The sequence below is a fragment of the Methylocella sp. genome (assembly GCF_041905455.1).
In the GTDB taxonomy this organism is placed as follows: domain Bacteria; phylum Pseudomonadota; class Alphaproteobacteria; order Rhizobiales; family Beijerinckiaceae; genus Methylocapsa.
On record NZ_JAYRLA010000021.1, the window covers coordinates 14,171 to 39,925 of the forward strand.

A 25,755-nucleotide genomic window follows, 5' to 3' on the forward strand; every position below is an offset into this window, starting at 1 on the left:
GCGTCACCGGCCGGGGAATTTCATGGCCGCCGCCTTGCCGGCGTCGATCCACCAGTTGTTCACGACGCCCATCTCGTAGCGCGGGCCGCGCTCCGGCCGGCCGAACACGTCCCAGAAGGCGACGAGATGGTTCGGCTTGTTCCACATCGGGACCCATGGATGCATGGCGCGCAGGATGCGGTCGATGGCGCGGCAGATTTCGACGAGCTCCTCGCGCGTCTCGACCACGAGCGCCTTCTCGATCAGCGCGTCGACGACCTTGCTCCTGATCCCCGAGATGTTGCGCGAGCCGGGCAGGTCGGCGCTCTGCGAGCCGAAGGTCGCGCGCATCCCCTCGCCCGGCGCAAGGCCAAGGCCGAAGCGCGAGGTCACGACGTCGAAGTCGAAATCGTCGAGCCGGCGCTTGTACTGGGCGGCGTCGACGATGCGGTAGCGCGCCTCGATCCCGAGCAGGCGCAGGTTCTTGATGAAGGGCGCGGTGTGCGGCTCGAGCGCGCCGTCGAAGTCGAGGAACTCGATCTCGAAGGGCTTGCCGTCCGGCAGCAGCAGGCTCGCGCCCTGGCGCTTGCAGCCCGCCGCCGTGAACAGCTCGTTGGCCTGGCGCAGCAGGGCGCGGTCCTGCCCGGAGCCGTCGGAGACGGGCGGCGTCGCCGCCTCGCCGAACACCTTCGGATCGAGCTCGGCGCGAAAGGGCTCGAGCAGCGCGAGCTCCTGCGGCGAGGGAAGCCCCGAGGCGGCGAAGGGCGAGTTCTGGAAGAAGGAGACGGTGCGCGAATAGACCCCATACATGATGTTGCGGTTGGTCCATTCGAAGTCGAAGGCGAGGCCGAGCCCCTCGCGCACGCGCTCGTCCTTGAACTTGTCGCGGCGCATGTTGAAGAACCAGCCCTGCGTGCCCATCGGCGACTCGTCGGGCAGGCTCTCGCGCCTGACGCGCCCGTCCTTGACGGCGGCGAAATCATAGCCGGTCGCCCAGACGGCCGAGGTGAACTCCTCGCGGAAGGTGAAGGTCCCGGCCTTGAAGCCCTCGAAGGCGACCTTGCGGTCGGCGAAATATTCGAAGCGCACGCGGTCGAAATTGGACTGGCCGACGTTCACCGGCAGGCTCGCGCCCCAATAGTCGGGGACGCGCTCGAAGACAATATAGCGGCCCTGATCGAAGCGGCCGACCTTGTAGGCGCCCGACCCCAGCGGAGGCTCGAGCGTCGTCTGGTCGAACTCATGCGCCGCATAATAGGCTTTCGAGAAGATCGGCTGGCCGGCGACGATGAGCGGCGCCTCGCGGCTCCTCTGCGCCTTGAGCCTGACCATCACCACGTCGTCGGCCTCCGCCTCGGCGGCGTCGAGGTCGCGCAGCGCCTGGCGGATCGAAGGATGGCCCTTGTCCTTCAGGATGTTGAGCGAGAAGGCGACGTCCTGCGCGCTCAAGGGCGAGCCGTCGTGGAAGCGCGCCTCCCTGCGCAGGAGGAAGCGGTAGGTCGAGCGGTCGGGCGAGACGCGCACGGCGCGCGCGACGAGGCCGTAGAGCGAATCCGGCTCGTCGGCGTTGCCGGTCATCAGCGTGTCGAAGACGAGGCCCATGCCGGCCGCGCCGTCGCCCTTCAGGATGAAGATGTTCAGCGTGTTGAAGGTCGTGAAGTTCTGGTTGCCGGACGTCGAGCTGACCTGCAGCGAGATCTCGCCGCCCTTGGGAGCGTTCGGATCGACGTAGGCGAAATGCGGAAAGTCCGGCGGCAGGGCGAGGTCGCCGAAGATCGAGAGCCCATGCGTCTCGCGCTCCGCGTCGGGCGCTCTCCCCTTCGGCGCGGCATCCGCGCCCGCGTCGGCGAAAGCGTCGAAGCCCGCGAGCTGCGGCGCGGCGAGGCCGAGCGCGGCCGGGGCGAGCGCCGCCCGGCGCAAGAGCAGGCGACGCGTGAAGGGCAGGGAGAAAGGCAAGGAGCGTCCCTCGTTCAGGCGGCGCAGGGAGCCTAAGCAGACCGCGCGCGAATGGAAACCCCCCGCCGCGGGCGCGGCGGGGCGCGCAAGGATGCGCCGCGCCCGCCTGCCCGAGGGTAAAAAGCGCGTGTCGTGGAGAGAATTTAACGCGAAGCGCGCGGAGCGCCCGCGACGGCTCCTATTTCGCCGGCAGCGGGACGGGGCTGTCGGACAAGGTGTGGAGATAATTGATGATGTCCGCGCGCTTCTGCGGATCAGGCTCGCCGGCGAAGGACATCTTGGTGCCGGCGACGAAAGTCTTGGGCGAGGCGATGAAGTGGTCGAGGTCGTCGAAGGTCCACTCGCCGCCCTTGGCCTTCATGCCGTCCGAATAGCCGAAGCCGGCGATCGAGCCCTTCGCCCGGTCGACGACGCCAAAGAGCGGCGGGCCCGCCTTGGCGGCGCCGCCCTTCTCGAAGCTGTGGCAAGCCTGGCAGGCCTTGGTCAGGCCCTGCCCCTTGGCCGGATCCGACTTCGCCAGCCGCTCGGGCAGCGGCGCGGCCGCGGCCGGCGCCTCGCCGCCTTCATGCGCCGCCGTCTCGACCGGGACGGGGAGAGCGTAGCCCGGAGTCTTGAGATGCGAGTGCGAGAAAATCATCTGGCCGATGACGCCAAGGCCCATGGCGAGCAGCAGCGAGCCAAGGACTGCGCCCGCGATCTTGTTGGCTTCGAAGGTGAACAAAGGCGTCTTCTCCCGTAATTTGCCTGTCTTGACCGATCTGGGGATCGCGTCCGAGCTTGACCGGCGCGCAGGTTATCCGCTCGTCGGGGCTTCCCACAACAGGATTTGCGAAGCGGCGCGCCTTCGCAAATCGCGCCGCCCGCCCGCGCCTTCCCGAGCGGCGCTCGCCGTGCCATAGAGCGGGCCGCGAAAGCGTGAGGAAACCTTTGTCGATGTCAGCCAAGACCATCGCCTATCAGGGCGAGCCCGGCGCCAATTCCGAGATGGCCTGCGAGGAGCGCTTCCCCGGCCATGCGCGCCTGCCCTGCGACACCTTCGAGGACGCGCTCGGGGCGATCGGCGACGGACGCGCCGAGCTCGGCATGATCCCGATCGAGAACTCGATCGCCGGGCGCGTCGCCGACATCCACCATCTCCTGCCCTCCGCCAACCTGCATATCGTCGGCGAGCATTTCCTGCCGATCCGCTTCCATCTCCTCGGCGTCAGGGGCGCGCGGCTCGAGGACGTGCGCGCGATTTACAGCCACGTCCACGCCCTGGGGCAGTGCCGCAAGCTCATCCGCGGGCTGCGGGCGGCCGCTCACGTCGCCGCCGACACGGCCGGCGCGGCGCGCGAGGTCGCCGAGTGGGGCCTGCGGGACAGGGCGGCGCTCGCCACCGCCCGCGCCGGGGAGATCTACGGGCTCGACGTCCTCGCCCGCGACGCCGGCGACGAGCCCGGCAACACGACGCGCTTCGTCATTCTCGCGCGAGAGCCGGCCCACCCTCCTCCAGGAAACGGCCCGACCATCACGACCTTCGTGTTCCGCGTGCGCAACGTGCCGGCGGCGCTGTACAAGGCGCTCGGCGGCTTCGCCACCAACGGCGTCAACATGAGCAAGCTCGAGAGCTACATGATCGGCGGGGCGTTCGCGGCGACGCAGTTCCTCGCCGACGTCGACGGCCACCCCGAGGATCCCGCGCTCGCCCGCGCGCTGGAGGAGCTCGCCTTCTTCTGCTCCGAGGTGAAAATTCTGGGCGTCTACCCGGCCGATCCCTACCGGCGCGAGGCGGCCGGATCCGCCGCGGCCTGACGAGGCGTCCCGGCTCAGCCGCGCGCCGCGGCGCCGGCCCACGCGGCGGCGCCGCGGCCGGCGACGGCGCCGGTGGCGAAGCAGGCCTGCAAAAGATAGCCTCCGGTCGGCGCCTCCCAGTCGAGCATCTCGCCGGCGACGAACACGCCCGGAAGCTTTCGCAGCATGAAGGCGTCGTCGACCTCCTCGAAAGCGACGCCGCCGGCGGTCGAGATCGCCCGCTCGAGCGGCGCGGCGCCCGACAGGCGCACCGGGACCGCGTTGACGAGGCGCGCGAGATAGGCGGCGTCGCGCTCGCCGAGGGGCGCGCCGCCCTGTCTGCGCGCGGCCTCCTGCAGGAGGCCGGCGGCGACGGGGGAAAGCCGCAGGCTCTTGCGCGCGAAGGCGCCGAAGGATTGCTTGCGGTCGCGGGACGCGATGCGGCGCGTCAGCTCCTCCTGCGCCGCATCGGGCTTCAGCGCGATCTCGAGCATGGCGAAACCGTTCGCCGCGACGGCCTCGCGCAGCGGCGCCGAAAGCGCGTAGAGCGCCCCGCCTTCGAGCCCGGCGCGGGTCACCACGACGTCGCCGCGCGCGGCTGCGCCCTCGAACATGACGGCGACGCCCTTCAGCGGCTCGCCCTCGAACAGGTCGCGGAAATGCGCGGACCAGTCGACGAGGAAGCCGCAATTGGCGGGCCGCAGCGGCCGCGTCTCGATTCCCGCCTCGCGCAGCGGCGCGAGCCATCCCCCGTCCGATCCGAGCCGCGGCCAGCTCGCCCCGCCGAGCGCCAGCACGACGGCGTCGACGGCGACGCGCGCCGCGCCCTGCGGCCCCTCGAACAGCAGCGCGCCGTCGTCGAAGCCGCGCCAGAACTCGCGTCCGCGCAGGACGACGCCCTGCGCGTCGAGGCGTCTTCGCCACGCGCGCAGCAGCGGCGAGGCCTTGAAGGCCGAGGGAAAGACGCGTCCGCTCGTGCCGACGAAGGTCGGCTGCCCGAGCTCCTCGCTCCATCGCCGCAGCGCGGTCGGCGGGAAGGCCTCGAGCGCCGCGCGCAGGCGCTCGCGCGCCGCGCCGTAGCGCGCGAGCAGGATCTCGAAATCCTCGCTGTGGGTGAGGTTGAGGCCGCCGCGGCCGGCGAGCAGGAACTTGCGGCCGGGCGCGGCCATGCGGTCGTGGACGGTGACGCGCGCCCCGCGCGTCGCCGCCGCCTCGGCGGCCATCAGACCGGCGGGGCCGGCGCCGATGACGGCGACGTGAGGCTGACGGGAGGCGACGGCCATCGGGAGCCAGCCCGGACGTCAGGAGGTCAGCCGCAGCTCGGCGCGCGCGAGGAAGGCGGCGAGCGCCTCCTCGGTCGCCGGCCGCGGGATGAAGGCGACGTCGAGCGCGCGCGCCCGCGTCCAGGCGTCATCCTGCGAGCAGATGACGGCGAGAGGAATGTCGCTCCGCGCGCGCCGGATCAGCGCGGCGAGCTCGAGCCCGTCCGCGCCGGGACGGCCGAAGTCGATCAGCGCGAGGTCGACCGCCCCCTGCGCCACCGCGCCGAGCGCCTCGTCGGCGTTGGCCGCCTCCTCGAGCACGGCCTGGGGGCGGATGCGCGCCGTCGCCAGCGCGAGCGGCGCGCCGGCCTCGCAATCCTCGGCGACGAGGATGCGCAGCCTCCGCGCCGCGCTCATCGCCGGCCGCTCGCGGGCGTTCGGCCGGCCTGCGCCAGCGCCTCGCCGAGCGCCCGGCGCAACCCGTGCATCTGGTCGATGAGATGCAGGATCACGTCGATTCCCTCGTCGTTGACGCCAAGGTCCGCCCTGAGCTCGCCGATCAGCTGCGCGCGCGCGAGGTCGCCCTCCGAGAACGTCTCCTCGCCGTCCGGCCGCGGCGGGCTGACCCACCGCTCGGCGATATAGGCTTCGAGCGTCGCCGCCTCGATGCGCGCGCGGACCAGGAACTCCCGCCGTTCGATCATCGCTTCCTCCGTCTTCGCCGCCTTCATGCGCCCGCACGCCGGCGGCCTAGGACGCGCTCCGAGCTTCCCTGTTCGCAGAACGCGCTTCAACCATTTGTTTAAACGCGTTTTTCCTCAACGCAAAAGTGTGCGACTTCTTCTGAAAATACGTTAGAGTCCGAGCTTGCCGCGCGGATCATAGCCCGCGCCGGCCCAGCCGGAGACGAACGCCTCGAGGTCCGCGTCAGGCTTGTCGGGCAGGGCGATCGAGAGCGTCACATATTCGTCGCCCCGCCCGCCCTCGCGACGCGCGGCGCCCTTGCCGCGCAGCCGCAGCTTCGTCCCTGAGTTCGCGCCCTTCGGCAGCTTCATGCTCACTGCCCCGGTCGGGGTTGGCACCGGAACCTCGCTGCCGAGCACGGCCTCGGCGAGGCTCACCGGCAGGGTGAGATGGATGTCGTCGCCCTCGCGCGTGAAGAACTTGTGCGGCGCGACCTCGATCTCGACGAGCGCGTCGCCGGGCTCGCCGCCGTCGCGGCCGGGCTCGCCCTCCCCTTTCAGCCGCAGCGTGCGGCCGTCCTCGGTCCCCGGCGGGACGGCGACCTCGATCGAGCGCCCGTCGGGCAGCATGACGCGGGCCGAGCCGCCGTTGACCGCGGTGAGAAAGTCGACCCGCAGCCGGTAGCCGACGTCGCGCCCGCGCAAGGGGCCGCGCCGGCGCGCGCCGCGCAGGATGCTCGCCAGCGCCTCGTCGTCGAGGAAATCGGCGTAGCCGGCGTCGCTGGCGTAGGGCTCGCCCTGCGGCCCGCCGGCGTAGGAGCGGTAGTATTGATGCTGCGGGCGCTCGGCGCCGGAGGCGTCGATTTCGCCCGCGTCGAAGCGCCGGCGCTTCTCCGGATCGTTCAAAATATCGTAAGCGGAGGCGGCCGCCTTGAAGCGCTCCTCGGCGGCCTTGTCGCCCGGATTGAGGTCCGGGTGATGCGCCTTGGCGAGCTTGCGGTAGGCCTTGCGGATCTCGTCGGACGTCGCTGAGCGGGGGACGCCCAAAACCTCGTAGGGATCTGCGCTCACCGCCCGTTCTCCCGTCGCGCCGCCGTCTCGGCCGCGAGCCTGATTACACCAAAGCCGGCGACGTTGCAGCCCGATTCGTCAAGTTCGCGTGAGCGCGAAAGTCGGCCCGCGCGCTTGAAGCGCATGTGAATTCATGCTTGACCAGAAGGGTTCGCCGCGCTTCGCCCGCCGGCGCAAGCCCGCCGCCGGCGGGCGCGAGGCGAAGCGGCGACCGTCCGTCGCCCTCGAGCGGCGTCCGTCGCCCGATCCGCCAGATTCAATCCGCCAGGGGATTCCTCACCAATGACCTCGAAGCTCACTATGCTCGGCGCTCTGCTGCCGCTGCTCGCTCCCGTCGCGGCGTTCGCCGACGACCCCATTTCCGGCATGCAGTACGGCTGGAGCGAAGGAGAGCGCTCCGGCGGTCCGATCGGCGGCCTGATCGGCGGCGCCGGCGGAGCGCTCGTCGGCGGCGTCGCCGGCGGAGCGCAGGTGGTCGGCGGCGTCGTCGGCGGCGGCGCCCAGATCCTGACCGGCGTCGCCCCGGCGCATTGGCCGAGCCTGCAGACCTACGTCCATCAGTACGGGATTCCGACGCATTCCTATTCCGGCCCGGTGGCGGTCGGCATGCGTATCCCCAAGGGCGTTCCGCTCTATCGCGTGCCGGAGCAGTACGGCGATCCCCGCACGCTGTTCACGGTCGTGAACAATCAGGTCGTGATCGTGCATCCGGGCACCCGCCGCGTCGTCCAGGTGCTTCCGGCCGCCTGACGCGGACAGGACGCGCGAGGACGCTTTCCGCCTCGCGCGCCCGCCCAAGCGTGGCGCATGCGGAGCAGCCCATGCCGGCGCGGGCCCGTCGCTCGACGCTTCGTCGTCCGCTTGACACCTGACGCCCCTTGCGCCTATCCAAGCCGCGCATCGCGCCGCAAGGCGTCGGGGCGGAGTAGCTCAGCCGGCTAGAGCAGAGGAATCATAATCCTTGTGTCGGGGGTTCGAGTCCCTCCTCCGCTACCAACGTTCCCCCCCACATGCGCGCCTGCGGGAACACATCGTGACCGATGAGCGCCGCGAGACGGCCGCGCACCTCGATATTGAGGCGTTCGCCTGTCTGCGTCGGGTGAACGATGATTGCGGCCACCAGCTCGCGCAGCGCCCGCACCGGTTCCTGATCGTCGCCCAGCGTTTCGGCGCTCAGCGCCTGGTTCAGGTTCTCGACCTGTTGCCGGTACCGCAGGATCGCGGCCGGGTGCAGGCTGACCATCTCCGGCGGCTTCTCGGCACAGGCAAGATCGCTTTCAAGCTTTTGCCGTTCCGCGCGCAGCGGCGGCAGCCGAAGTTTCATTTCCTCGTCTTCGCTGAAGCCCTTCGCATAGGAGTCGATCAGGCGGTCAATCTCGCGCGTCACCTGTCCGATGCGGCGCTCTATGCGCGCGCGGCTGACATTCAGACTCGCGGCGAGGCGCTTGCGCTCGTCGTTATACGTCCGGACGTATTCGGCAATCAGCGCCGGGTCAGTCAGGTTCGCTTTCAGACCGTCGAACACCGTCCGCTCGACGGTCTCAAGGTCATAGGCGCGCCGGTGATCGCAGGCACCGCCTTCCTTCATCTGCGTGCACTGGATGCGGACGCGGTTGTTGCGCCTGTCCTTCATGGACATTCCGGCACCGCAATGCCCGCACCGCAGAAGGCCGGACAGCGGACGCCGGGGCGTCCGTTTCTGGTGCGGCTTCGGACCGCCGCGCTCCAGTTTCGTGGCGACCGCCTTCTCGTAGATGTCCTGATCGACGATGCGCAGATGCGGCGCGTCAATCGCCTGCCACTCGGAAGGCGGGTTCGGCCGCGACACGCGCTTGCCCGTGTCCGGATTCTTGATCATCCGCACCTTGTTCCAGACGATGCGCCCGGCATACAGCTCGTTCAGGATCAGCCCGTTATGGCGCGCCAGCGAACCGTTGATCGTGGACGCCATCCAGTGCCCGCCGCGCGGCGGCGGCACCTTCCGGCCGTTCAGCGACGCCGCGATCTCGCGCGGCGTCCTGCCGCCGACATAGGCGGCAAATATCTCCCGGATGATCTCCGCCTCGGCGGCGACGATTTCCAGCTCGCCCGGTTTTCCGGGTACGGCGCGATAGCCATAGGCGCGCCCTCCGGGATGCTTCCCGCCGCGCACCACGCCCGAGAGGCCGCGCCGCACCTTGTGCGCGAGGTCCTGAAGGTAGAGCGCGCCGACCAGACCGCGAATGCCGATCTGGATTTGGTCGGCCTTGCCGTCATGAACGGCAAGGACATCGACGCCGAGAAATTTCAGCCGCTTCCAGATGCCCGCAAGGTCTTCCTGATCGCGCGACAGACGGTCAAGCGCTTCGACGATCAGCACGTCGAAGGCGCGATCCCGCGCGGCGTCCATCATGCGCATGAGACCGTCACGTCCGAAGATCGACGCGCCGGAACGCGCCCGGTCGTCATAGACGGCGACGACCTCAAGGCCGCTCTTGAGCGCGAACGCGCGGCAGAGCGCCACCTGATCGTCAACCGACCGTTCGCTTTGCAGTTCGGAAGAAAAACGGGCGTAGATCGCGGCGCGCATGTCACTCGCCTTTCCCGGCGGCCGGTTGTCCGGCGCGGTCGATGAAAGCCTGATGATCCGCCCGCGCGGCGGCGCGTGCAAGAGTCCGCACGAATTCAAGGATTTTTGGATCGAGGCCAGCAGACCGGCCTCCGGGTCGATTGTCGTTTGCGCGGTTTCCCGCGACCACAGGCGTCGTCAGACTTGCAACCGGCGTATTGCTGGACACGGCCCCCTTCCTCTGGCCGCTTCCAGCCAGTCTAGAGCTTCGGGAACTGACTTTGGGCCGCTATATACACGATGCTCGACGCGCATTGAAGGGCTGGCAAGATAAACAATTCGTGGGCGGCGGATTTAGACAGGCGTAAAGCTTCATCAAATCACGAACAGCGAGCAAAGCACGACGCGGAAACCCGTCAACGGCTTCGCCGTCCTGCGCTTCGCTGCGGCCCTTCGGGTGACAGATTCCCGCTTTCGTGCTGCGCGGGATGCGTCGGCTCCGGGGGAATGTCAGGGCTTCATCTCACCAAGGGAATGGCACCAGGTCTGAAGGCGGATCGGTCCCGTGCGGCCTGACTTGCCGCGACAAGCTCAAGGGGTGAACAAAGCCGCGAATTTTCGCTTTTTGTTCTTGTTGATTGGGCGGCGGCCTGCCACAATGGCAACAATCTACCCAGAGGGGCCGCATGCGACCGATTCACCAGTCAGAGTTTTCAAAGCTTCGGGAGCGGGCGGGCATTTCAATCGAGCAGCTTGCGGGTGAGGTCGGTTTCTCCATCCGGACCCTGTACCGGTGGGAAAACGGCGAGGCATCCCCTAGGAAAGCGGCGCTTCGCGTTCTCCAGGAAAAGGTAAGGACCGGACACCGCCAGCCGGAAACCCGGCCGCTGTTCAGTTTTGTCGATCTGTTTGCAGGCATCGGCGGCCTGCGGCGGGGCTTCGAGCCTCTGGGCGGCAGATGTGTCTTTACCAGCGAATGGGACCGGTATTCTCAGGCCACCTACAAGGCCAATTATGTCTGTGATCATGAAGTATACGGCGACATCACGAAGATTGCCGCCAAGGACATTCCGCAGCACGACGTGTTGCTGGCAGGCTTTCCCTGCCAGCCATTTTCGATTGCAGGCGTTTCGAAAAAGAACGCGCTCAAGCGCCCGCATGGTTTTCGATGCGAGGCGCAGGGGACGCTGTTCTTTGATGTCGCCAGGATCATCGAGCACCACCAGCCGAGGGCGTTTGTGCTTGAGAACGTGAAAAACCTCGTCAATCACGACAAGGGCCGCACGTTCGATATCATCCGCCGTACGCTGACCGAGGAACTCGGTTATCAGGTGCACTGGAAGGTGATCGACGCCAGATCATGGGTTCCGCAGCACCGTGAACGCATCTTTATTGTCGGCTTCCGCGAGCCCAATGATTTCACCTTTGCAGATTTTTCCCTGCCGGACCCGCTGAACGGTCCCCGCCTCGGAAGCATTTTTCATCCGGAGGACGGCAGCGAGACGGCAGAAAAGCCTTTCACCACAGGCCCGAATGGCCGCGTTGCCGAGAAATACACGCTGACGGATCATCTCTGGCGCTATCTCCGGGACTATGCCGACAAGCACCGCGAGATGGGCAACGGCTTCGGGTTCGGGCTGGTCGGGCCGCAGCACGTCGCGCGCACGCTTTCCGCCAGGTACTACAAGGACGGTTCGGAAATTCTCGTGCAGCAGGGCCGCCGCAATCCCCGGCGGCTCACGCCTCGCGAGTGCGCAAGGCTTATGGGCTTTGACAGGCCGGGCGAAAGCCGGTTCGTGATCCCGGTTTCGGACACGCAGGCCTACAAGCAGTTTGGCAACGCCGTCGTCGTCCCTGTGGTCGAGGCGGTCGGCCGTCATATTGCGCCGTGGATCGGGGCTGAAGCGGCCGTCGGTCCCGGACACCTTCAGCGCCGGTTGCCCCTCATTGGCTGATAATGTCGATCCCGCAACGCGCAGCCGGATGATGGCCGGTATCCGGGGCAAGGACACCAGGCCCGAAATCCTCATCCGCCGGGGAATTCATGCGAGAGGTTTCCGGTTTCGCCTGCACGCGCGGACGCTGCCCGGCCGTCCCGATCTCGTCTTTCCGGGAAGGCGCGCCGCGATCTTTGTTCACGGCTGTTTCTGGCATGGCCACGACTGTCATCTGTTCAGGTGGCCCGCCTCGCGGATCGAATTCTGGCGGCAGAAGATCGAAGGCAACCGCAACAGGGACGGCAAAGCTGTGGCCGACCTTCTGGCGACCGGCTGGCGCGTCATGACCGTCTGGGAATGCGCGCTGAAAGGACGTGAGCGCCGATCTTCGGAACTGGTGCTCGACGAGCTGGCGGACTGGCTGCGGTCCGAGCGCCGCACGGGAGAGATCAGGGGGAAACGACGTGCCGCTTGCTGACTTTACCGACTGGCTGGACGAGTTCACCGGCCCGTCATTCATCTGGTACGTCAAGCGCCTCACAGGCAACGACACGCTGGCGAACGGCACGCATCAGGCCGGCCCCTACATTCCGAAAGAATTTCTTTTCGGCATTTTCCCGGCGATCAATCGCAGGGACATCAAGAACCCCGACACCAGGTTTGATCTCTACATCGACTCGCATGCCGATCATCGCCAGGTCAGGGCGATCTACTACAACAACAAGTTCCACGAGAATCCGACAGGCGGCCGGAACGAGGCGCGGCTGACCGGCTTTGGCGGGGCCAGTTCGGCGCTTCTCGACCCGGACAGCACCGGATCGCTGACAGTGTTCGCGTTTGCGCTCGACGGGAGCGGCGCGGCCACGGAATGCCATGTGTGGGTATGCCGCCACGAAACCGAGGAAGAGCTTGTCGAAGACCGGATCGGCCCGGTCGAACCCGGCAAATGGGCAATCTGGTCGCCGGTAAGCTCGACCCTGCCCAGCCTCTTCCCGCCAGCGCCCGCGCCGCGCGCCAGCTGCTGGCTTGAGCCTTCGGAAATTCCCCCGGCGTGGCTGACGCGGTTCCCGTCGGGAGTGGAGATCATCCGCAAGACAGTCGAGCTTAGGCCCGATGCGGGGCGTGATCCGGATCATCGGCTGATCCGCAGGCGAGAATGCGAGTTCCAGATTTTTCGCAGCGTAGAAGAGGCTGTCGAGCTTCCGGCGATAACCGCCGGATTTACGAATGTGGATGACTTCATCGCGCGGGCGCAGACGATCCTGCAAAGGCGCAAGGCGCGTTCCGGCCGTTCGCTTGAGCTGCACACGCGGGAAATTTTCATTGAGGAACGCCTGCGCGAAGGCGACGACTTTGCCCACCAGCCGGAGTCGGAGCCGGGCAAGCGGCCCGACTTCCTGTTTCCGTCACAGCCCGCCTACAAAGACCGGCATTTTCCCGATGCGAGGCTGCGAATGCTGGCCGTGAAGACGACATGCAAGGATCGCTGGCGTCAGATCCTGAACGAGGCGGACCGGATACCGGTCAAGCATCTGCTGACTCTTCAGGAAGGCGTGTCCGAAAGCCAGTTCCGCGAAATGACCGGCGCGGGCGTTCAGCTCGTGGTTCCGATGCCGCTGGTGACGGCGTTTCCGAAGTCGGTGCAGCCCCATCTCCAGACCCTGGAAAGTTTCATCGCAGACGTCCGGCTGCTTGGGGTTCCCTGAAAGCCTCTATTGGCGGCCGTCTAGGGTTCGTGTTCGAGCGACGGCACGGGCCGCGTGTCCGGCATGGGCGCATCCGTGTTGTCCGGCCCCATGATCGTTCCGGAGTCGTCGGCATTGCCGACCAGCCGGTTATACGCCCCGGCATGAACGCGCCGCAGGAGCGACTCCGCGCGCGGGTCGCCGGGGATTTCATCGAGCGCCTTGAACGCAGCGCGAAAAAGCGCGTCGGCCAGCAAGGGCCAGTCGGCCGCGCGGCCGTCCTCGCGGTCGAACAGCTTGATCGCATACGTCAGCACCGCCGCCGATCCCTCTATGGCGTCAGTCGGCTTTTTCGGTGCAGGACGCGCAGTAAATCCACGGCGTTTTGCCATGCCGCCACTGTATCAGCAGAATGTTAAAATCACTTTAGCCCGTGAATAGACGGCGCGCTAGCGTTGTCGGCAGCCAAAGGCGGACGCGGTACCTGTTCTCGGGATAGGTATTCTGTTATAATTCGACATATGACGACAAAGAAACCTGAGCCGCATGATTTGATACTGGATCACCTTCGCGCCATACGCGGAGATGTCGGCGAGATGAAAGACAACATCCGCGATCTTCAGGGCAGCGTGCATGCACTTCGCACCGAAGTCCATGCATTGCGCGGCGACGTCTTGCGCCAGGAGCGCAGCATGGCGGCGCTCGAACTGGACGTTGACCGCATCAAGGTCCGTCTTAGCCTCAACGACACCCAGCAATAATCTTTCGCGTTTTAAGGCCCGTACAGGCGGTTTTCGGTCCGGAAGGCAAGGGTACACCCGAGACGCCGACTCGGCTCAAATCGCGCCCGTACCGCCAGGCGGGGCATTCAACAGCCGACGTAGCGATGACGGGTCAATCCCGAGCTTGCGGGCGACAGCCGCGCGGCCCTCTCCGGCCTCGATCCTCTCGCGGGCGTAATCGAGTTGGTCGGGCGTCACTTTCGGCGGGCGGCCGATCCTTTTTCCCCGCCGCCGTGCGGTCGCAATGCCCGCCCTGGTCCGCTCGGAAATCATGCTGCGCTCGAACTCGGCAATCGTGCCGATCATCGTGAACGCCATGCGGCCCGCCGCCGTCGTCGTGTCGATCCCGTCCATGATCGAGAGAAAGCCGACGCCCCGGCCGCGCAAATGGTCAAGGAGCTGCAACAGGTGCAGCGTGGATCGGCCGAGCCGGTCGATGCGCCATACAACGAGTGTATCGCCTTCTTTGGCCGCCGCCAGCGCCGCCAGGAGGCCCGGCCGCTGTGAGCTGGCCCCGGAGACGCCGCGATCCTCGAACACGGACTCGCAGCCCGCCTGCGCCAGCGCATGCAGTTGCGGGTCCAGGTTCTGTTCGTCGGTCGAGACGCGCGCATAGCCGATTTTCATGGCAGCATTATAAGCGCAGGGTTTTGAGCGGTCCAGCCCCTTTGTTTTCAGCGGGTTGGCGAGGGTGAAAAACACCGCTCACAAATGTTCCATTTTACGCGCTCTGGAAATGAGGGCGTCTTTCGCTGTGCTTAAGCTGATTTACAGTCTTTCGACGTATAAGTATCAATGCTACGGTATTCGCGTAGAAAGGACCGGTTTAATGCGGATTATACTATTTGCGTTTCTAGCCGCGTTGCTTCTAAGTTCGGCCGTTATGGCACAGGAACAGCCCGCAACAGCGGCAAACGCGCTGCCGCAGACCCGAGTCGAGTCCGACGACGAAAACGGCGTCATCCGGTTTATCGTTCAGGGCAGAGAGGCGGCTTTTCTTGACGCCTCCGGCCTGCACGTCCGCGCCGGAATCCACTACGGCGCGTCAATGGCGGACTACGGCAGCAAAGGTTTCGATGCATACGCAGACCAGAGGGAGACCGCGCCATGAAAATCGGCGTTGCAGTCTTTGCTCTGGCGCTCATCGCCGCTGGGCCAATCGCGGCTCAGGAGCCAACACCGGGAAGCTCATGCGCGGGAATTGCCGCTAACGCCGTTCGATGGAGTGGCGGGCCTGAAAATTCAGGGATGTATTATAACTTGCGATGCCAGTCGTCCGTCTGGCAGTCGCAGGTGATCTTCTCTTCCACCAATGTCGGATTCGGTTACCAAGTATTGCAGAACTCGGTTGGTGCCAGCAATACAGGCGTAGGATACAACGCGCTTAGCGCCAATACAAGCGGTGCCTACAACACGGCACTGGGCCGGAGTGCGCTCGGATTAAATTTAACGGGCGAGAACAACACGGCCGTCGGCTTTGCCGCTCAGCGCGATAATACGACTGGCACGGACAATACGGCCATCGGCTATTACGCGCTTACCGGCAATACCACCGGCACCGGTAATACGGCGCTGGGCCGGAGCGCGCTCAGATCGAATTTAACGGGCGGGAACAACACGGCCGTCGGCCACATGGCGCTTTATAACAATGTTGACGGACAAAATAATACCGCCCTAGGCTACTACGCCTTGAGAGAAAACACGAGCGGCGGCGCAAACACGGCGGTCGGCTTTACAGCGCTGCAAGATAACACAACCGGCGCAAACAACACGACGATCGGGTTTTACGCGCTCAGCGACAATACAACCGGCACCGGTAATACAGCACTTGGCGTACAGGCTTTGCGATCAAATACAACGGCAAGCAACCTGACCGCAGTGGGTTATAGTGCACTTTATAGTAATACGACCGGCGCATCCAATACGGCAATCGGCGTGGACGCCCTTGCATACAACACAACCGGCGGCAGCAATACGGCAGTGGGGCAGCAGGCGCTGCGCAGTAATACGACCGCGTTTGGAAATACGGCTGTCGGCGCAAACACTCTCACGAACAACACGGGCGCGGACAATGCAGCGCTTGGGTCCGGAACGCTTTTTAACAATACGTCAGGGCGATATAATACGGCGCTCGGCGCGGGTGCGATGTTCACCAATTCCACGGGCGACAGCAACACTGCAGTTGGTAAATATACTCTCTCTTCAGCCACAAACTCGGGGAATACGGCGGTCGGCGCTGACGCGCTGGTTAGTTTGACAAGCGGCGCTAATAATACTGCCATAGGTAACAGCGTCGGCAGCACAACGCTGGCAACAGGCAGCAATAATATTCTGATCGGCACTAACAATACAGTGGATGCACCGGCCGCCGGCACCAGCAATTTCCTCAGCATCGGCAATACCATTTACGGGACCAACCTGGCGGCGGGCAATGCCCGCATCGGTATTACCGTCGCGGCACCGGAGTCGGCGTTTCATGTCCCGGATGGAAAATACGTGCAGTTCGAGGATAACAACGCCGGAGCGCCGCCCGCCGCCGATTGCGACAACAACGCCGAGCGCGGCAGGCAAAGCATCGATACCACCAACAACCGTCTTTATATCTGCAACGGTGCGACGCGCGGTTGGGACTATATCGCGTTGACCAATTAGCGCCCTCTGACGACCAGCCGATTAGCGAGGGCCTGCAATTCGGCGACTGTCATGCGCGGGGTTGATCCCGCAGGGCGACTAGGCCGAGGGATGACCGGGCGGCCGCGCGAGGCGGTGGGAGGCGGCGGCTTGTCGCTTGGGAGTTTCAGCACGGGCAGAAGCGTGGCCGCGACGGCCGCCAGCGTCTCGACCGGAATTCCCGTTTCTATCGTCAGATCGAACAGCGTGCGGCCGAGCACACCATCCCGCTCTTGCAGCGGTACGGAATAGACCGCGATGAACAGCCGGGCTTGCAGCTCGACCAAAAGATCAGGATGGAGTGACGCCAGCTGGTCAGTAGGGAATGTCTCAGAAGGGAATGTCATCATCCATCTCGTGCGGGTCGGCGCTTGGCTTGCGCTCGAACATCGGTTCGGGATCATCACGTAATTCTTTTAGCGTTTCGGCTTGCTCAATGCCGCCCTTGAAAACGTCGCGCAGAAATTGGTCGTGCGTCTGCTTGAAATAATCCGCCAGCTCTTTCGCGCGCGCCGCCTGTTCGTCGGTGATCTCGATCTCGACTTTAGGCATGTTTCCGCCCTCGCGGTTTGTAGAGCCACGCCTTCACGCCTTTCACGGCGAACAGCCAGACCAGGACGGCGAGCACCGCAACCGGAGCCATCGCCACCGATCCCGCCATGTCGGGATCGGCGGGCGCTGGTTCCAGCTTGCTGATGATATCGATCATGCCGAGACCGGCGAGCACGATCATTCCCAGGGTATAGCCCGCCATCAGCATCTCGATGACGAACGCCAGCACCCGCCGCCACCAGGCAGGCTTTGCAGGCGCGGCGTCGGGCGTTTCGACCGCGGGCGTCTCGGCCGTCATGACTGCCCCCTGTAGGGATTGGGATCGACTAGCCTACCCCATTCCGGCCGCTTGAAGAACGGCAGCGTGTGCGCCGCGATCGGGCGCAACCCAGCGCGCAGGATGATCTGCCGGTCAGGCCCCATGCGCAGCAGCTCGTCCGGCCGGATCAGGGGGACACCGATATAGGACTCCGACTCGTCGCCTTTCGGATTGTAGCTGTAATTCTTGGTCTGGCGTTCGCCGATCCAGGCCGACAGCTCGGCCGACTGTTGCGGGTCCGTCATCCTGAAAAATTGCTTGTTTTCGCAGGCCCCCCAGAAGCGCCGCAGGCCGTCCGCGCCGTAGATGGTGATGATCTGGCCGGGGTTTTGCGCGATCAGGTGCGCGCGTAAGCCCGCTTCGCGGAACTGTTCGAGCGCCCCGGCCAGGTTCGGCAGATAGCCGAGCGCCGGAAATTCATCCATCAACAGCACGGTCTCGACGGCGCGGCCGGGCTTGCCGACCTGCTGGCAGATCATCGAGAGGATGAGGTTGAGCCATTTGCGATCATCGCCGACCAGGTGATCCGGCGGGCAGATGACGAACACGGTCAGCGGCCCCCCGGCCTTCAGGTCCGCGAGGCGAAAGCCGTCGCGGCTGACATGGGCGGCCAAACGGGTATCCTCGTCATAGATCGCCAGCTCGGCCGTCGCCATGCCGATGATGCCGGAGAGCTGCGCCCCTGCCCCCGTGTCGATCATGCCGTAAAATTTTCCCGCGCCTTTCTTCAGCGCGCCGATCCCCGGCCCGTCGCGCACTGTCGTCGTGCAGGCTTCCATGATCTTCACCAGCTCGCCGGTGTTGAACAGCAGATCATGCAGGCGCGGCAGCGTGCACGCTTTCGGGCGGTGGACGGCCAGCCAGAGCATCCCCCATTCGAGCAGGGACCGGGCTTCGCTGGTCCAATAGCTCTGTTCGCCCGGCCGGTCCGGCGAGAGCAGCGCCGCGACCGTGCGCGCCACTGCCATGCCGTCCTGAGTCGCGTTCACCCCTTGCAGCGGATTGAACCCGTCATCGCCGAGATCGAGGCCGAAGGACGGATCGGCCGCCAGCTCGTCACGCCAGGGGTTGAGGACGACGACGCGGCCGAGCGACGCGCGCCAGCGCCGCGTCTGTGCCGTGATCGCCCCTTTCGGGTCCGTCACCACGACCGGGCCTGTCGTGTAGGTGAGTAGCGTCGGGATGATCAGGCCGGTCGTCTTGCCGCCGCCCTGCGCCGCAATCGTCAGCACATGGCCTTCGCCGTGCAGGCTGATGTCATGGGCTCGGCGGCGGAACCACCCCCGCACGAACTGCCCCATGAAGCGCCCGCCCGGCCGCAGCAGCCCGGCGCGGCGCAGCTCGCGGTAGCTGGCGAAGCGAGCCTGTCCGAAGATGACCGGCGCGCCCAGGATCAGGCGCAGGATTCGGCGCATCACCTTGCGGCTCAGAAGGATGAACGGCAGCCCGAAATAAAACGCCGTCAGGGCATAGCGCGCCAGCGGCGGCCAGCTCGACGGCGTATAGCTGAAGAGAAACGGAACGACCTGTTGCGCGAGGAAGACCAGCGTGAACCACGCGATCCACTCGTAAACGTCCTTGATGGTGATGAAAATATCTTCGAGCCATACCGGCATCTGTGGCTGGGTTTGCCTGTAAGACATCGCCGGACGCCGTTCTTACGTTAAATCACCAATATTTTGCGGGGTTATTTCAGACGTTGATATTGCAGCAAAGCAACGGCCGGAGGATAATCACGCTGTTGTTACTGTAACTGTTTCACACGACAATTTTGGAAGGAAACGTAACCCTATGACTTACACCCTCGGAACCGCCGCGCAGGCAACCGGCGTGAGCAAGACATCCATTCATCGCGCTATCAGGAACGGCCGGATTTCCGCCGTGAAGGGCGAGGCAGGAGACTGGCGGATCGAGCCGGCGGAGCTTCACCGGGTCTATCCGCCCGTAACCGTTGCGGAACCCGTTGCGCCCGGAAAAACGGAACAATCCGTAACCCCCGGCGGAACGGACAGTAACGCCCTTGCCGCGCAGCTCGACGGCCTGAAAGCTCTGCTAGCCGAGAAGGACCGGCGCATCGGCGACCTTGAAACCGACCGCGACCGGTGGGCAAGGCAGGCGGAGCGGCTGGCGCTCACCCACCAGCCTGTTGTCACGCCCGCTCCGGTCACGCCGCCGACCGTTTCACCCGTTCCGAGTCTGTGGAGCCGCATACTCGGGCATGCTGTCCGCAACCGCCCGGAAGCCGCCTGATCGCCTTCAATCCGGATTCGCGCAATGGGGGGAACGGTAGCGCCCCAAGTATAGTAATGGTAGCGTTTTCATAACGACTGCGTTATACAGCGCCTTAATCCCGTTTTAACCGCAATCTGGTAGCCTTATGTCTCGGAAGAGGCATAGCCAGATGTGTTTTTGCTGTGCAAAACCTGGCTCTGCGAGGCAAGAGGGCGGCCCAATTCCGGGCCATACGTGCGGCGGACGTGATGCATGGCGCGACCGAGGAAAGAAGCGGGCGAGCTGCTGCTGGCGGGTCCAAATCCCCGTCTGACGCTGGCCGAGCGCGTGCGGGTAGAGCAGGCCGCCGCCGCTCTCGGAATCTCCCCGTCCGAGTTCATGCGCCGCCGCGCGCTCGATTACCGCATGCCGGTTGCCGCCGCGCAGCAGATACCGCTGGCGAACGTCGCGACCGCGCTGATCCGTCTCGGCAACAACCTCAACCAGATCGCGAAGCACATGAACGCAGGCCGCGCCGCGCCGCCCGACCTGTCCGACCTGATCGCGCGCATCAACGGCGAGCTGGACCGGCTCTATGAATCCCGTCGTCCAGACAACCGGCCGGTCGTTTAAGGGCGCAGCCGCCTACTATCTGCACGACAAGCGGCAGGAGGGCGAGGCGGCGCGCACGACGACGGAGCGCGCGGCCTGGGTTGAGACCGTCAATCTGCCGACGGCCGACCCGGACCGCGCATGGCGCATGATGGCGCATACCGCCATATCAGCCCCCGAGCTGAAAAAGGCGGCGGGGCTGAAAGCGTCGAAGCGGACGACACGGCCGGTTTTCACCTATGCGCTGACCTGGCACCCCGACGAGAAGCCGACGCGGGAGCACCAGCTTGAATGCGCGCGCGAAACCCTGGACCGCCTCGGCATGGGGCATTGCCAGGCGCTGATCGTGTCGCACAACGACACGCCGCACGCCCATGTGCATATCATCGTCAACCGCGTGAACCCCGAGAACGGCGTTGCGGCTGACGACGGCAACAGCGCCAAAATTCTCTCGAAATGGGCGCTCGAATATCAGCGCAGGCACGGGCAGACCTACAGCCCGAAGCGGGAGGAGAACGCCGCAAAGCGTGCGGCGGGCGAACAGGTGGACGGGTCGCGGAAGCCCCGCCACCAGTTCGAGGCCGACCGCACGACCGGCAATGACAGCCTGTCGGCGGATTTCATCCGCGCCGAGCAGCGCGCGAAATACGCTCAGCTCGAGCAGCGCGACCGGGATATGAAGGCCGCCCACGCGCACGCGTGGGCCGATGCGAAAAAGCTCTACGAGACCGGCAAGGCCAAGCTTGCGGATTTCCGCGACCAGACGACGACGCGCGCCATCGTCGCGGCCGGGCTGAAGCACGCTGCGCAGTGGGAAGCGCAAAAGCAGGCGCATCGCGAGGAACGCCACGCCTTCTATCGCCGGGAGGGGACGCTGCTCGGCAACATCTGGAACGCTTTCCAGACGGTGCGCGAACTGCGCAGGCAGGAAGAGGACAAAGGCGCACGCACGGCGGTCGGGATCGACGCCATGACGCTGCTTTACGTCGCATTGAGCGGCCGGGAAAGAAAGAACGGCCTCGACCTGGCCCAGCAGCGGGAGCGCCGCGAGCTGGGCCAGGCGCAGCGCGCCGAAATCAGGCATATCCGACACACGCACGGCCAGACGCATGACGCCAGCCTGTCGAAGCTGCGCGAACGCTATCTGGCCTTCTGCGCCGACCTGAAAGGCCAGCAGGCGGCGGAACGTGCCGCCCAAAAGCACGCCCGGAAAGAGCGCGGCGCCGAGTACCGGGCCGCCATGGCGCCGATCAAGGCGAGGGCCGAAAAGTGGCGGAAGCAGGAAGGCGGCTACAAACGCCATCCGGCGCAGTGGCAGGGACCGGCGCGGCGGATGGAGCGCACCCGCGTCCCGGAGCCGCCACTCCCGCCGAAGCCGAAACCGTGACGCGGATCATGAAGATTCGGGCAGCCACCGTCTTCGCCGGAGGGATCGCGTCCGGCGAAAGCCGCGCTCAGTGCGCGTTTCGACGTGCGCCTTGATCGTTACAAGGTTATTCAGGCACAATAGACGCGTTATGCGCCCACAACTTCACATTTATCCATGAAATAAAAAAGAGAAAGCCCGCCGAAGCGGGCCTTACACTGCATCAGTGCGGGAAGCACCAATCAAATCTGACAGTTTGAATATCCCGCACTTCACGAGAGAAGGCAAGAACTTCTTTCGGTGCGGTCGTGCGCCTTTGTTTTCTGCGGGTTTTCCTCAACTGCATTCGAGGAAATACCATGCTGCAAACCTGTCTACCGACCGAATCAGAACTGATGGACATGGCGAGGACCGCCCTGCGCGCCCGCGCCATTGTCGCATCCGCGCTTCCGACGATCCCTGCAAGCGAATACAGTCACTTCCTTGCCGACCGGGAGGCCCGGCGGCAGCGATCTCTGCGCCATTGCCATCTGCCTGGCGCTGCCGAACGCCCGCGCCACACGCCGCCGAAGGACTCGGGCGCGTTCGTTCCGGCGACCGCCGCGCGGATCGAGGACGACCGCAATCTGACGGACGGCGCGCGCCGATGCGCCCGCAAGATCATGGAGACGGCCTATCGCGCCAACCGCGCAGGCCGGTCTCTGGAAATCACCGTCAGCTATCTCGCGCGCGGGATGGGCCGCTGTGGTCGGACGGTGCAGCGCTATCTGCGGCAGCTTGAGCGGGAGGGCTACATACAGGTGCATGTCATGACCGGCCACCGGTCGCGCATGTGCGTCGGCCTGGTCGTCAGGCTTCTAGCGCCGCTGTTTCCGCGCCATCACCGGCAGGATTGGCCAGAACCGCCCGGAAATCCAGGGGCGACACGAGAGTCACAGAACAAGAGATACAGACACTACCGGGCCGCAGGGAGCTGCGAAATCGCCGTTGGGCAATGGGCTGGGCGCTGCATGGACGGCATTTTTCGCGCCCTTATGAAAACCATACCGCCTGTCGAGCGACCGGAATTGCTTTCCGGGTAAAAAAGGGCTTCCACATCGAGCCGGACCAGACCGCCGCCGCCAGTGGCAACATTCCGCGTAATGATCGAACACTGCAACGTATCAAGCCATCAACGCGCCGGAACAATAGGCTGGATGAAGGCTTTTTTTGCGGCGTTACTCACCTCCAAGCGAACGAACGGTGAGATTGAAACAGACTTGTCCAGCGAGATCGATCTGCGCGGTCCTCCGAATATTGAAATATTCAACGTATGACCTTGAATGTCGCTATCAAGCTTTATTTCAGCATCATCCCATTTAAGGTCAGTTAATCTGTCCGCAAATGGCCTCTCAGTCGTATACTTTCTAACAGTTTGCGCAACAATTTTACCTACTGACCTTGCAGGACAACCCTTGCAGCCAGTACCTGCGGTTACAAGAAGGCAGATCATTTTCTTATCGATGGCGTATCGCGGATCAAAGATAACTTGACCGATGTTGACATAGGGATTCAATTTCCCTGCCCCGCCGCCAGGCTCTGCGCCGTAGCGCTCGATCCATTCCGGCCGCGCCGTGCTCAGGTCAAACTCTGTTCCCTCAGGCGCATGGTAGCAGTGACCTTCCGGAGTGCCCATTCCAGGGCCGCCCGTTGCAGTAAGATGAGGAGGCTTCGGGACAAAGTCTTCTCTTATTGTACCCTCCAAAGATACTGCACCTGAGATAAAAAAATCTCCAATCTTCTCAGGCAAAACAATCATGCTCAGTTGATATTCAACAATTTGTGGAATATTCAACCATCTTTTTGCAAATGTTTCTGACTTGCCTTCAAGAGTAAGCTTCATGGTGGAGTAGGCGGGTCGATCAGCCAACTTACCAAATATGTCGCGAGGAAGGTCAAAAGTGATCGATCTGTCCGTAGATGCGCCATGAAAAATTTCTCCAGCCAATTCCAACTTTGGCTTGGCAAACTCAGCGGTATGCAGCCTCAATCCACCAATCGCAACTCGGACAACGTCTGTAGAAAGAGCGGGACCAATATAATTTGGACTAAATCTTGTAACAATCGGCTTATTGCCGAATACATTATCAGCTACCAGCGCCGTAATATCTTCGATGGCAGACAGCGGTCTGTCCAGAACTCTATCGGCACCAGTCTCCAATTCGTCTAGCAGAGAGGCTAACCTCTCAAAAGCGTCCTTCTCAATGTTACTTAAATCTTTGACAGTCTTATCCACTGTATCAGCGTATGTCTCTTCAACGTTTCTAAGTAAAATATTTGAGTTATTTACAGCCTGTGCTGTAGAAACTTGAAACTCCCAGCTAGCAGTTGAAATTATGCTTTGGATGGCAGCTCTAAATTCTTGGATTAGTTTTGATATAGACTTCTCGGGATTAAGTGATATTTTAGCCTCAGCTGTGAAAGATGTGAATATAATAGCACAGACAATTATAAATACCCGTACTAGCCTCATAATAGCCTCCCATGGCCAACACGTTATCTGAGTGCCTGTTGAAGGCTTTAATGTAGTTTTCTATGAGGCTAAGCTACCGCGTGCAGCGCCAGCGATTTCGATCTTCATCACACTTGCCATATCGAGTATTTACGCCACCGCCGTATTTAATCGTGCATGCTGCACGACCGGCCTCCCCGCCAATCCACGTCCAGCAACTTTCGCAACGAACACTAAGGCGCTCAGTTATGCGTGCGCAATACCAATACTTCTTTGCTTCAGCCTCAGTGATGATCGTGGACGTGCAAATTACAAACCAAAGAACGAGGTGCAGACGCATTGGACGCCTCAACCGATCTTAGAAACGCGATTATGTATGACTAATTGGAACATAAGTCAAGATGAACGATGGCGACCGATGACGTGATTTTGTCGAGACCAAATGCGACGAATGTCGCAGCTCGCATTAGTGGCTTTGGCACTAGGTGTTGATCGCAAAGAATCATTGGTATGTAATATGCAATAAAAAGTAAGCAATTGATTTTGGTTGCTTGGATATGACCTTAAAAAATGACTTGATGCTGTAGAGAAAACAAAGTAAAACATCAAGAGTTTTGTCGTATCGGCGGGTAAGTCCAAGGCGATATTTAACAGACGAACATAAAGTCGGCACAATCCGATTGGGGGGATTGGCTGTAGCGGACCTCCGCTACCATATACAATTGATTTTATTGAGAAATTCGGCGTAACTGAAAATCTACCCACACATTACCCACGCCGAGCGGAAGACCGAGCGGGCCGTTACCGGCCCATTGCTACGACTCACGCTTCAATCACAATCTTGACCTTCTCGGGGTCAACGCCAAGCGATTGCGCCAAACGTCGCTTCGCCTCTGCGATGGTCAATGGTGCTGCATGGTGCGGCGTAGAAGCTTGAACCAAAGGTTCGGCGACCGCTTCGCCGTCCACGTCACCTAACTTCACGCTAAGAAGGGGCCGCTTGCCAAGCGCAATGCCGCCACCAATCGAAGACGGCGCGTCGGGGTCTTCGGCAACGAACATCGAAACCCAAACGCCGCGCCCAAGGGGGATGCTATGCCCCGCATCCATCCTTGCACGATAAGCGCGGTCGAAACGTTCCCGCATTTCGTCGCCGTCCACCATGTAGACCAAGCCGCGCTTCGGACTGTCCTTATCATCAACGGTGACGGCTACGACGTAATCCACGTCGTCCAGCGTGACCCATCCGCTGTCGTCGTCGTTCCGTGGGAAGGCAATCCATGTGTCTTGCGTCGTGCGAATGGAAACCGTGTGCTGTTCGGCCCCTTTCACGATCCTACGAACGCTAGACTTGCCGATGCCTTGGATGCGCTCGATGCGCCAGCCCGCTTGCTCAAGCGCGCGTTCCCCTAGCTCAAAAAGTTTGCGGCGGTTTGTTGCCTTCTGAGGCGTTCTAAAAACGTTTGTCATATCCTGCCATCATTCCGTGCGAGGTTTATAGGATAAATACGGACGATATGACGACGTGTCAACTTCTTCCAGGAACGTTTTTGGACGAAATACGGAACAGACAAAAAACCCGCCAGCGGGGCGGCTGGCGGGCTAGGAAACGGCGTGCCCGATCATGGGTAGGAACGACACGCCGCTATCGGCCGGGGGAAGGCAGTGCCAACCGCAACGCCCCGGCCAATCTCATTCAGTCCTTCCATCCAGCTCTTCACGCAAACCATCGAGAACGAGCGTCTCGATCGCCTCGAGGTAATAGAGCCGGCCGTGGCCGCAGGAGCCGCTCTCGCGCGCCGTCGAGCAGCGAATGCGCGTCTTGCCCGTCTTGTCCTTGTCGTGGACCGACATTCCT

Annotated in this window: 28 protein-coding genes and 1 tRNA gene; 13 read left to right on the forward strand and 16 right to left on the reverse strand. The window is 63.6% G+C overall.

Going from position 1 to position 25,755, the window contains the following annotated elements; translation table 11 throughout:
- Nucleotides 1–3: 3 nt before the first annotated feature.
- Both ACE3OG_RS14585 and ACE3OG_RS14590 read right to left on the reverse strand, forming a co-directional pair.
- On the reverse strand, nt 4–1,935 hold the full coding sequence (locus ACE3OG_RS14585; RefSeq protein ID WP_374309914.1) for an extracellular solute-binding protein: 1,932 nt from the start codon (nt 1,933–1,935) through the stop codon (nt 4–6).
- A gap of 178 nt (nt 1,936–2,113) precedes the next feature.
- Nucleotides 2,114–2,656 carry a cytochrome c family protein gene (locus ACE3OG_RS14590; protein WP_374309916.1) on the reverse strand — a complete coding sequence of 181 codons (543 nt, stop codon included), beginning with the start codon at nt 2,654–2,656 and terminating at the stop codon, nt 2,114–2,116.
- A gap of 212 nt (nt 2,657–2,868) precedes the next feature.
- Between ACE3OG_RS14590 and ACE3OG_RS14595 the strand changes: the two genes are divergently transcribed.
- Nucleotides 2,869–3,729, forward strand: a complete 861-nt coding sequence (locus ACE3OG_RS14595; RefSeq protein ID WP_374309918.1) for a prephenate dehydratase — start codon at nt 2,869–2,871, stop codon at nt 3,727–3,729.
- Nucleotides 3,730–3,743: 14 nt separating this feature from the next.
- Here ACE3OG_RS14595 and ACE3OG_RS14600 read toward each other — a convergent pair whose 3' ends face one another.
- From ACE3OG_RS14600 to ACE3OG_RS14615, 4 genes are all read right to left on the reverse strand, one after another.
- Nucleotides 3,744–4,991, reverse strand: a complete 1,248-nt coding sequence (locus ACE3OG_RS14600; RefSeq protein ID WP_374309920.1) for a TIGR03862 family flavoprotein — start codon at nt 4,989–4,991, stop codon at nt 3,744–3,746.
- Nucleotides 4,992–5,009: 18 nt separating this feature from the next.
- Nucleotides 5,010–5,387 carry a response regulator gene (locus ACE3OG_RS14605; RefSeq protein WP_374309922.1) on the reverse strand — a complete coding sequence of 126 codons (378 nt, stop codon included), beginning with the start codon at nt 5,385–5,387 and terminating at the stop codon, nt 5,010–5,012.
- Nucleotides 5,384–5,674: a chaperone modulator CbpM gene (locus ACE3OG_RS14610; RefSeq protein ID WP_374309924.1), complete on the reverse strand. Its 291-nt coding sequence runs from the start codon at nt 5,672–5,674 to the stop codon at nt 5,384–5,386. Before ACE3OG_RS14610 ends, ACE3OG_RS14605 begins: the two co-directional genes overlap by 4 nt.
- Nucleotides 5,675–5,824: 150 nt before the next feature.
- Complete coding sequence (locus tag ACE3OG_RS14615) at nt 5,825–6,724, reverse strand: DnaJ C-terminal domain-containing protein (RefSeq protein ID WP_374309926.1); 900 nt, start codon at nt 6,722–6,724, stop codon at nt 5,825–5,827.
- A gap of 282 nt (nt 6,725–7,006) precedes the next feature.
- On the opposite strand from ACE3OG_RS14615, the gene ACE3OG_RS14620 reads away from it, so the two are divergent.
- A complete protein-coding gene (locus tag ACE3OG_RS14620; protein WP_374309928.1) occupies nt 7,007–7,474 on the forward strand; it encodes a DUF1236 domain-containing protein in 468 nt (155 codons plus the stop codon).
- Nucleotides 7,475–7,643: 169 nt separating this feature from the next.
- Nucleotides 7,644–7,720, forward strand: a tRNA-Met gene (locus tag ACE3OG_RS14625).
- Here ACE3OG_RS14625 and ACE3OG_RS14630 read toward each other — a convergent pair.
- The gene (locus tag ACE3OG_RS14630) at nt 7,677–9,293 is read right to left on the reverse strand and encodes a recombinase family protein (protein ID WP_374309978.1); all 1,617 of its coding nucleotides are present in this window, start codon (nt 9,291–9,293) and stop codon (nt 7,677–7,679) included. The genes ACE3OG_RS14625 and ACE3OG_RS14630 overlap by 44 nt on opposite strands.
- A gap of 665 nt (nt 9,294–9,958) precedes the next feature.
- Here ACE3OG_RS14630 and dcm point away from each other — a divergent pair.
- From dcm to ACE3OG_RS14645, 3 genes are read left to right on the forward strand one after another with little or no spacing between them, the layout of a single operon-like run.
- Nucleotides 9,959–11,227 (forward strand): DNA (cytosine-5-)-methyltransferase, encoded by a 1,269-nt coding sequence (dcm, locus tag ACE3OG_RS14635; protein WP_374309930.1) that lies wholly within the window; start codon nt 9,959–9,961, stop codon nt 11,225–11,227.
- Nucleotides 11,228–11,255: 28 nt separating this feature from the next.
- A complete protein-coding gene (locus tag ACE3OG_RS14640) occupies nt 11,256–11,687 on the forward strand; it encodes a very short patch repair endonuclease (protein WP_374309932.1) in 432 nt (143 codons plus the stop codon).
- Nucleotides 11,674–12,915: a type II restriction endonuclease gene (locus ACE3OG_RS14645; protein WP_374309934.1), complete on the forward strand. Its 1,242-nt coding sequence runs from the start codon at nt 11,674–11,676 to the stop codon at nt 12,913–12,915. The genes ACE3OG_RS14640 and ACE3OG_RS14645 overlap by 14 nt, the downstream gene beginning before the upstream one ends.
- A gap of 20 nt (nt 12,916–12,935) precedes the next feature.
- Here ACE3OG_RS14645 and ACE3OG_RS14650 read toward each other — a convergent pair whose 3' ends face one another.
- A complete protein-coding gene (locus tag ACE3OG_RS14650) occupies nt 12,936–13,211 on the reverse strand; it encodes a hypothetical protein (RefSeq protein ID WP_374309936.1) in 276 nt (91 codons plus the stop codon).
- 279 nt (nt 13,212–13,490) lie between these two features.
- Between ACE3OG_RS14650 and ACE3OG_RS14655 the strand changes: the two genes are divergently transcribed.
- The gene (locus tag ACE3OG_RS14655; RefSeq protein ID WP_374309938.1) at nt 13,491–13,655 is read left to right on the forward strand and encodes a hypothetical protein; all 165 of its coding nucleotides are present in this window, start codon (nt 13,491–13,493) and stop codon (nt 13,653–13,655) included.
- Nucleotides 13,656–13,730: 75 nt separating this feature from the next.
- On the opposite strand, the gene ACE3OG_RS14660 is transcribed toward ACE3OG_RS14655, so the two are convergent.
- Entirely contained in the window at nt 13,731–14,378 is a 648-nt protein-coding gene (locus tag ACE3OG_RS14660; protein WP_374309940.1) for a recombinase family protein, read from the reverse strand.
- Nucleotides 14,379–14,430: 52 nt separating this feature from the next.
- On the opposite strand from ACE3OG_RS14660, the gene ACE3OG_RS14665 reads away from it, so the two are divergent.
- Both ACE3OG_RS14665 and ACE3OG_RS14670 read left to right on the forward strand, forming a co-directional pair.
- Nucleotides 14,431–14,787, forward strand: a complete 357-nt coding sequence (locus ACE3OG_RS14665) for a hypothetical protein (RefSeq protein ID WP_374309942.1) — start codon at nt 14,431–14,433, stop codon at nt 14,785–14,787.
- Complete coding sequence (locus ACE3OG_RS14670) at nt 14,784–16,328, forward strand: beta strand repeat-containing protein (RefSeq protein ID WP_374309944.1); 1,545 nt, start codon at nt 14,784–14,786, stop codon at nt 16,326–16,328. The genes ACE3OG_RS14665 and ACE3OG_RS14670 overlap by 4 nt, the downstream gene beginning before the upstream one ends.
- Here the strand turns inward: ACE3OG_RS14670 and ACE3OG_RS14675 are convergent.
- From ACE3OG_RS14675 to ACE3OG_RS14690, 4 genes are read right to left on the reverse strand one after another with little or no spacing between them, the layout of a single operon-like run.
- Nucleotides 16,325–16,696, reverse strand: a complete 372-nt coding sequence (locus ACE3OG_RS14675) for a hypothetical protein (protein ID WP_374309946.1) — start codon at nt 16,694–16,696, stop codon at nt 16,325–16,327. The genes ACE3OG_RS14670 and ACE3OG_RS14675 overlap by 4 nt on opposite strands.
- Nucleotides 16,677–16,898 carry a hypothetical protein gene (locus ACE3OG_RS14680; RefSeq protein WP_374309948.1) on the reverse strand — a complete coding sequence of 74 codons (222 nt, stop codon included), beginning with the start codon at nt 16,896–16,898 and terminating at the stop codon, nt 16,677–16,679. The genes ACE3OG_RS14675 and ACE3OG_RS14680 overlap by 20 nt, the downstream gene beginning before the upstream one ends.
- The gene (locus ACE3OG_RS14685; RefSeq protein WP_374309950.1) at nt 16,891–17,196 is read right to left on the reverse strand and encodes a hypothetical protein; all 306 of its coding nucleotides are present in this window, start codon (nt 17,194–17,196) and stop codon (nt 16,891–16,893) included. The genes ACE3OG_RS14680 and ACE3OG_RS14685 overlap by 8 nt, the downstream gene beginning before the upstream one ends.
- Nucleotides 17,193–18,860 (reverse strand): type IV secretory system conjugative DNA transfer family protein, encoded by a 1,668-nt coding sequence (locus ACE3OG_RS14690; protein ID WP_374309952.1) that lies wholly within the window; start codon nt 18,858–18,860, stop codon nt 17,193–17,195. Before ACE3OG_RS14690 ends, ACE3OG_RS14685 begins: the two co-directional genes overlap by 4 nt.
- A gap of 148 nt (nt 18,861–19,008) precedes the next feature.
- Here ACE3OG_RS14690 and ACE3OG_RS14695 point away from each other — a divergent pair, with 148 nt between their 5' ends.
- From ACE3OG_RS14695 to ACE3OG_RS14710, 4 genes are all read left to right on the forward strand, one after another.
- Nucleotides 19,009–19,467 (forward strand): helix-turn-helix domain-containing protein, encoded by a 459-nt coding sequence (locus tag ACE3OG_RS14695; protein WP_374309954.1) that lies wholly within the window; start codon nt 19,009–19,011, stop codon nt 19,465–19,467.
- Between the two features lie 234 nt (nt 19,468–19,701).
- On the forward strand, nt 19,702–20,061 hold the full coding sequence (locus ACE3OG_RS14700) for a MobC family plasmid mobilization relaxosome protein (protein WP_374309956.1): 360 nt from the start codon (nt 19,702–19,704) through the stop codon (nt 20,059–20,061).
- Nucleotides 20,024–21,427, forward strand: coding sequence for a relaxase/mobilization nuclease domain-containing protein (locus tag ACE3OG_RS14705; RefSeq protein WP_374309958.1), 1,404 nt, complete (start codon nt 20,024–20,026; stop codon nt 21,425–21,427). Before ACE3OG_RS14700 ends, ACE3OG_RS14705 begins: the two co-directional genes overlap by 38 nt.
- Before the next feature lie 338 nt (nt 21,428–21,765).
- A complete protein-coding gene (locus ACE3OG_RS14710; protein WP_374309960.1) occupies nt 21,766–22,488 on the forward strand; it encodes a hypothetical protein in 723 nt (240 codons plus the stop codon).
- Between the two features lie 89 nt (nt 22,489–22,577).
- On the opposite strand, the gene ACE3OG_RS14715 is transcribed toward ACE3OG_RS14710, so the two are convergent.
- The 3 genes from ACE3OG_RS14715 to ACE3OG_RS14725 all read right to left on the reverse strand — a co-directional run bounded on the left by ACE3OG_RS14715 (nt 22,578) and on the right by ACE3OG_RS14725 (nt 25,751).
- A complete protein-coding gene (locus ACE3OG_RS14715) occupies nt 22,578–23,918 on the reverse strand; it encodes a hypothetical protein (protein WP_374309962.1) in 1,341 nt (446 codons plus the stop codon).
- Nucleotides 23,919–24,719: 801 nt separating this feature from the next.
- Nucleotides 24,720–25,367: a hypothetical protein gene (locus ACE3OG_RS14720; RefSeq protein WP_374309964.1), complete on the reverse strand. Its 648-nt coding sequence runs from the start codon at nt 25,365–25,367 to the stop codon at nt 24,720–24,722.
- Between the two features lie 222 nt (nt 25,368–25,589).
- Complete coding sequence (locus ACE3OG_RS14725) at nt 25,590–25,751, reverse strand: hypothetical protein (RefSeq protein ID WP_374309966.1); 162 nt, start codon at nt 25,749–25,751, stop codon at nt 25,590–25,592.
- Nucleotides 25,752–25,755: the final 4 nt, after the last annotated feature.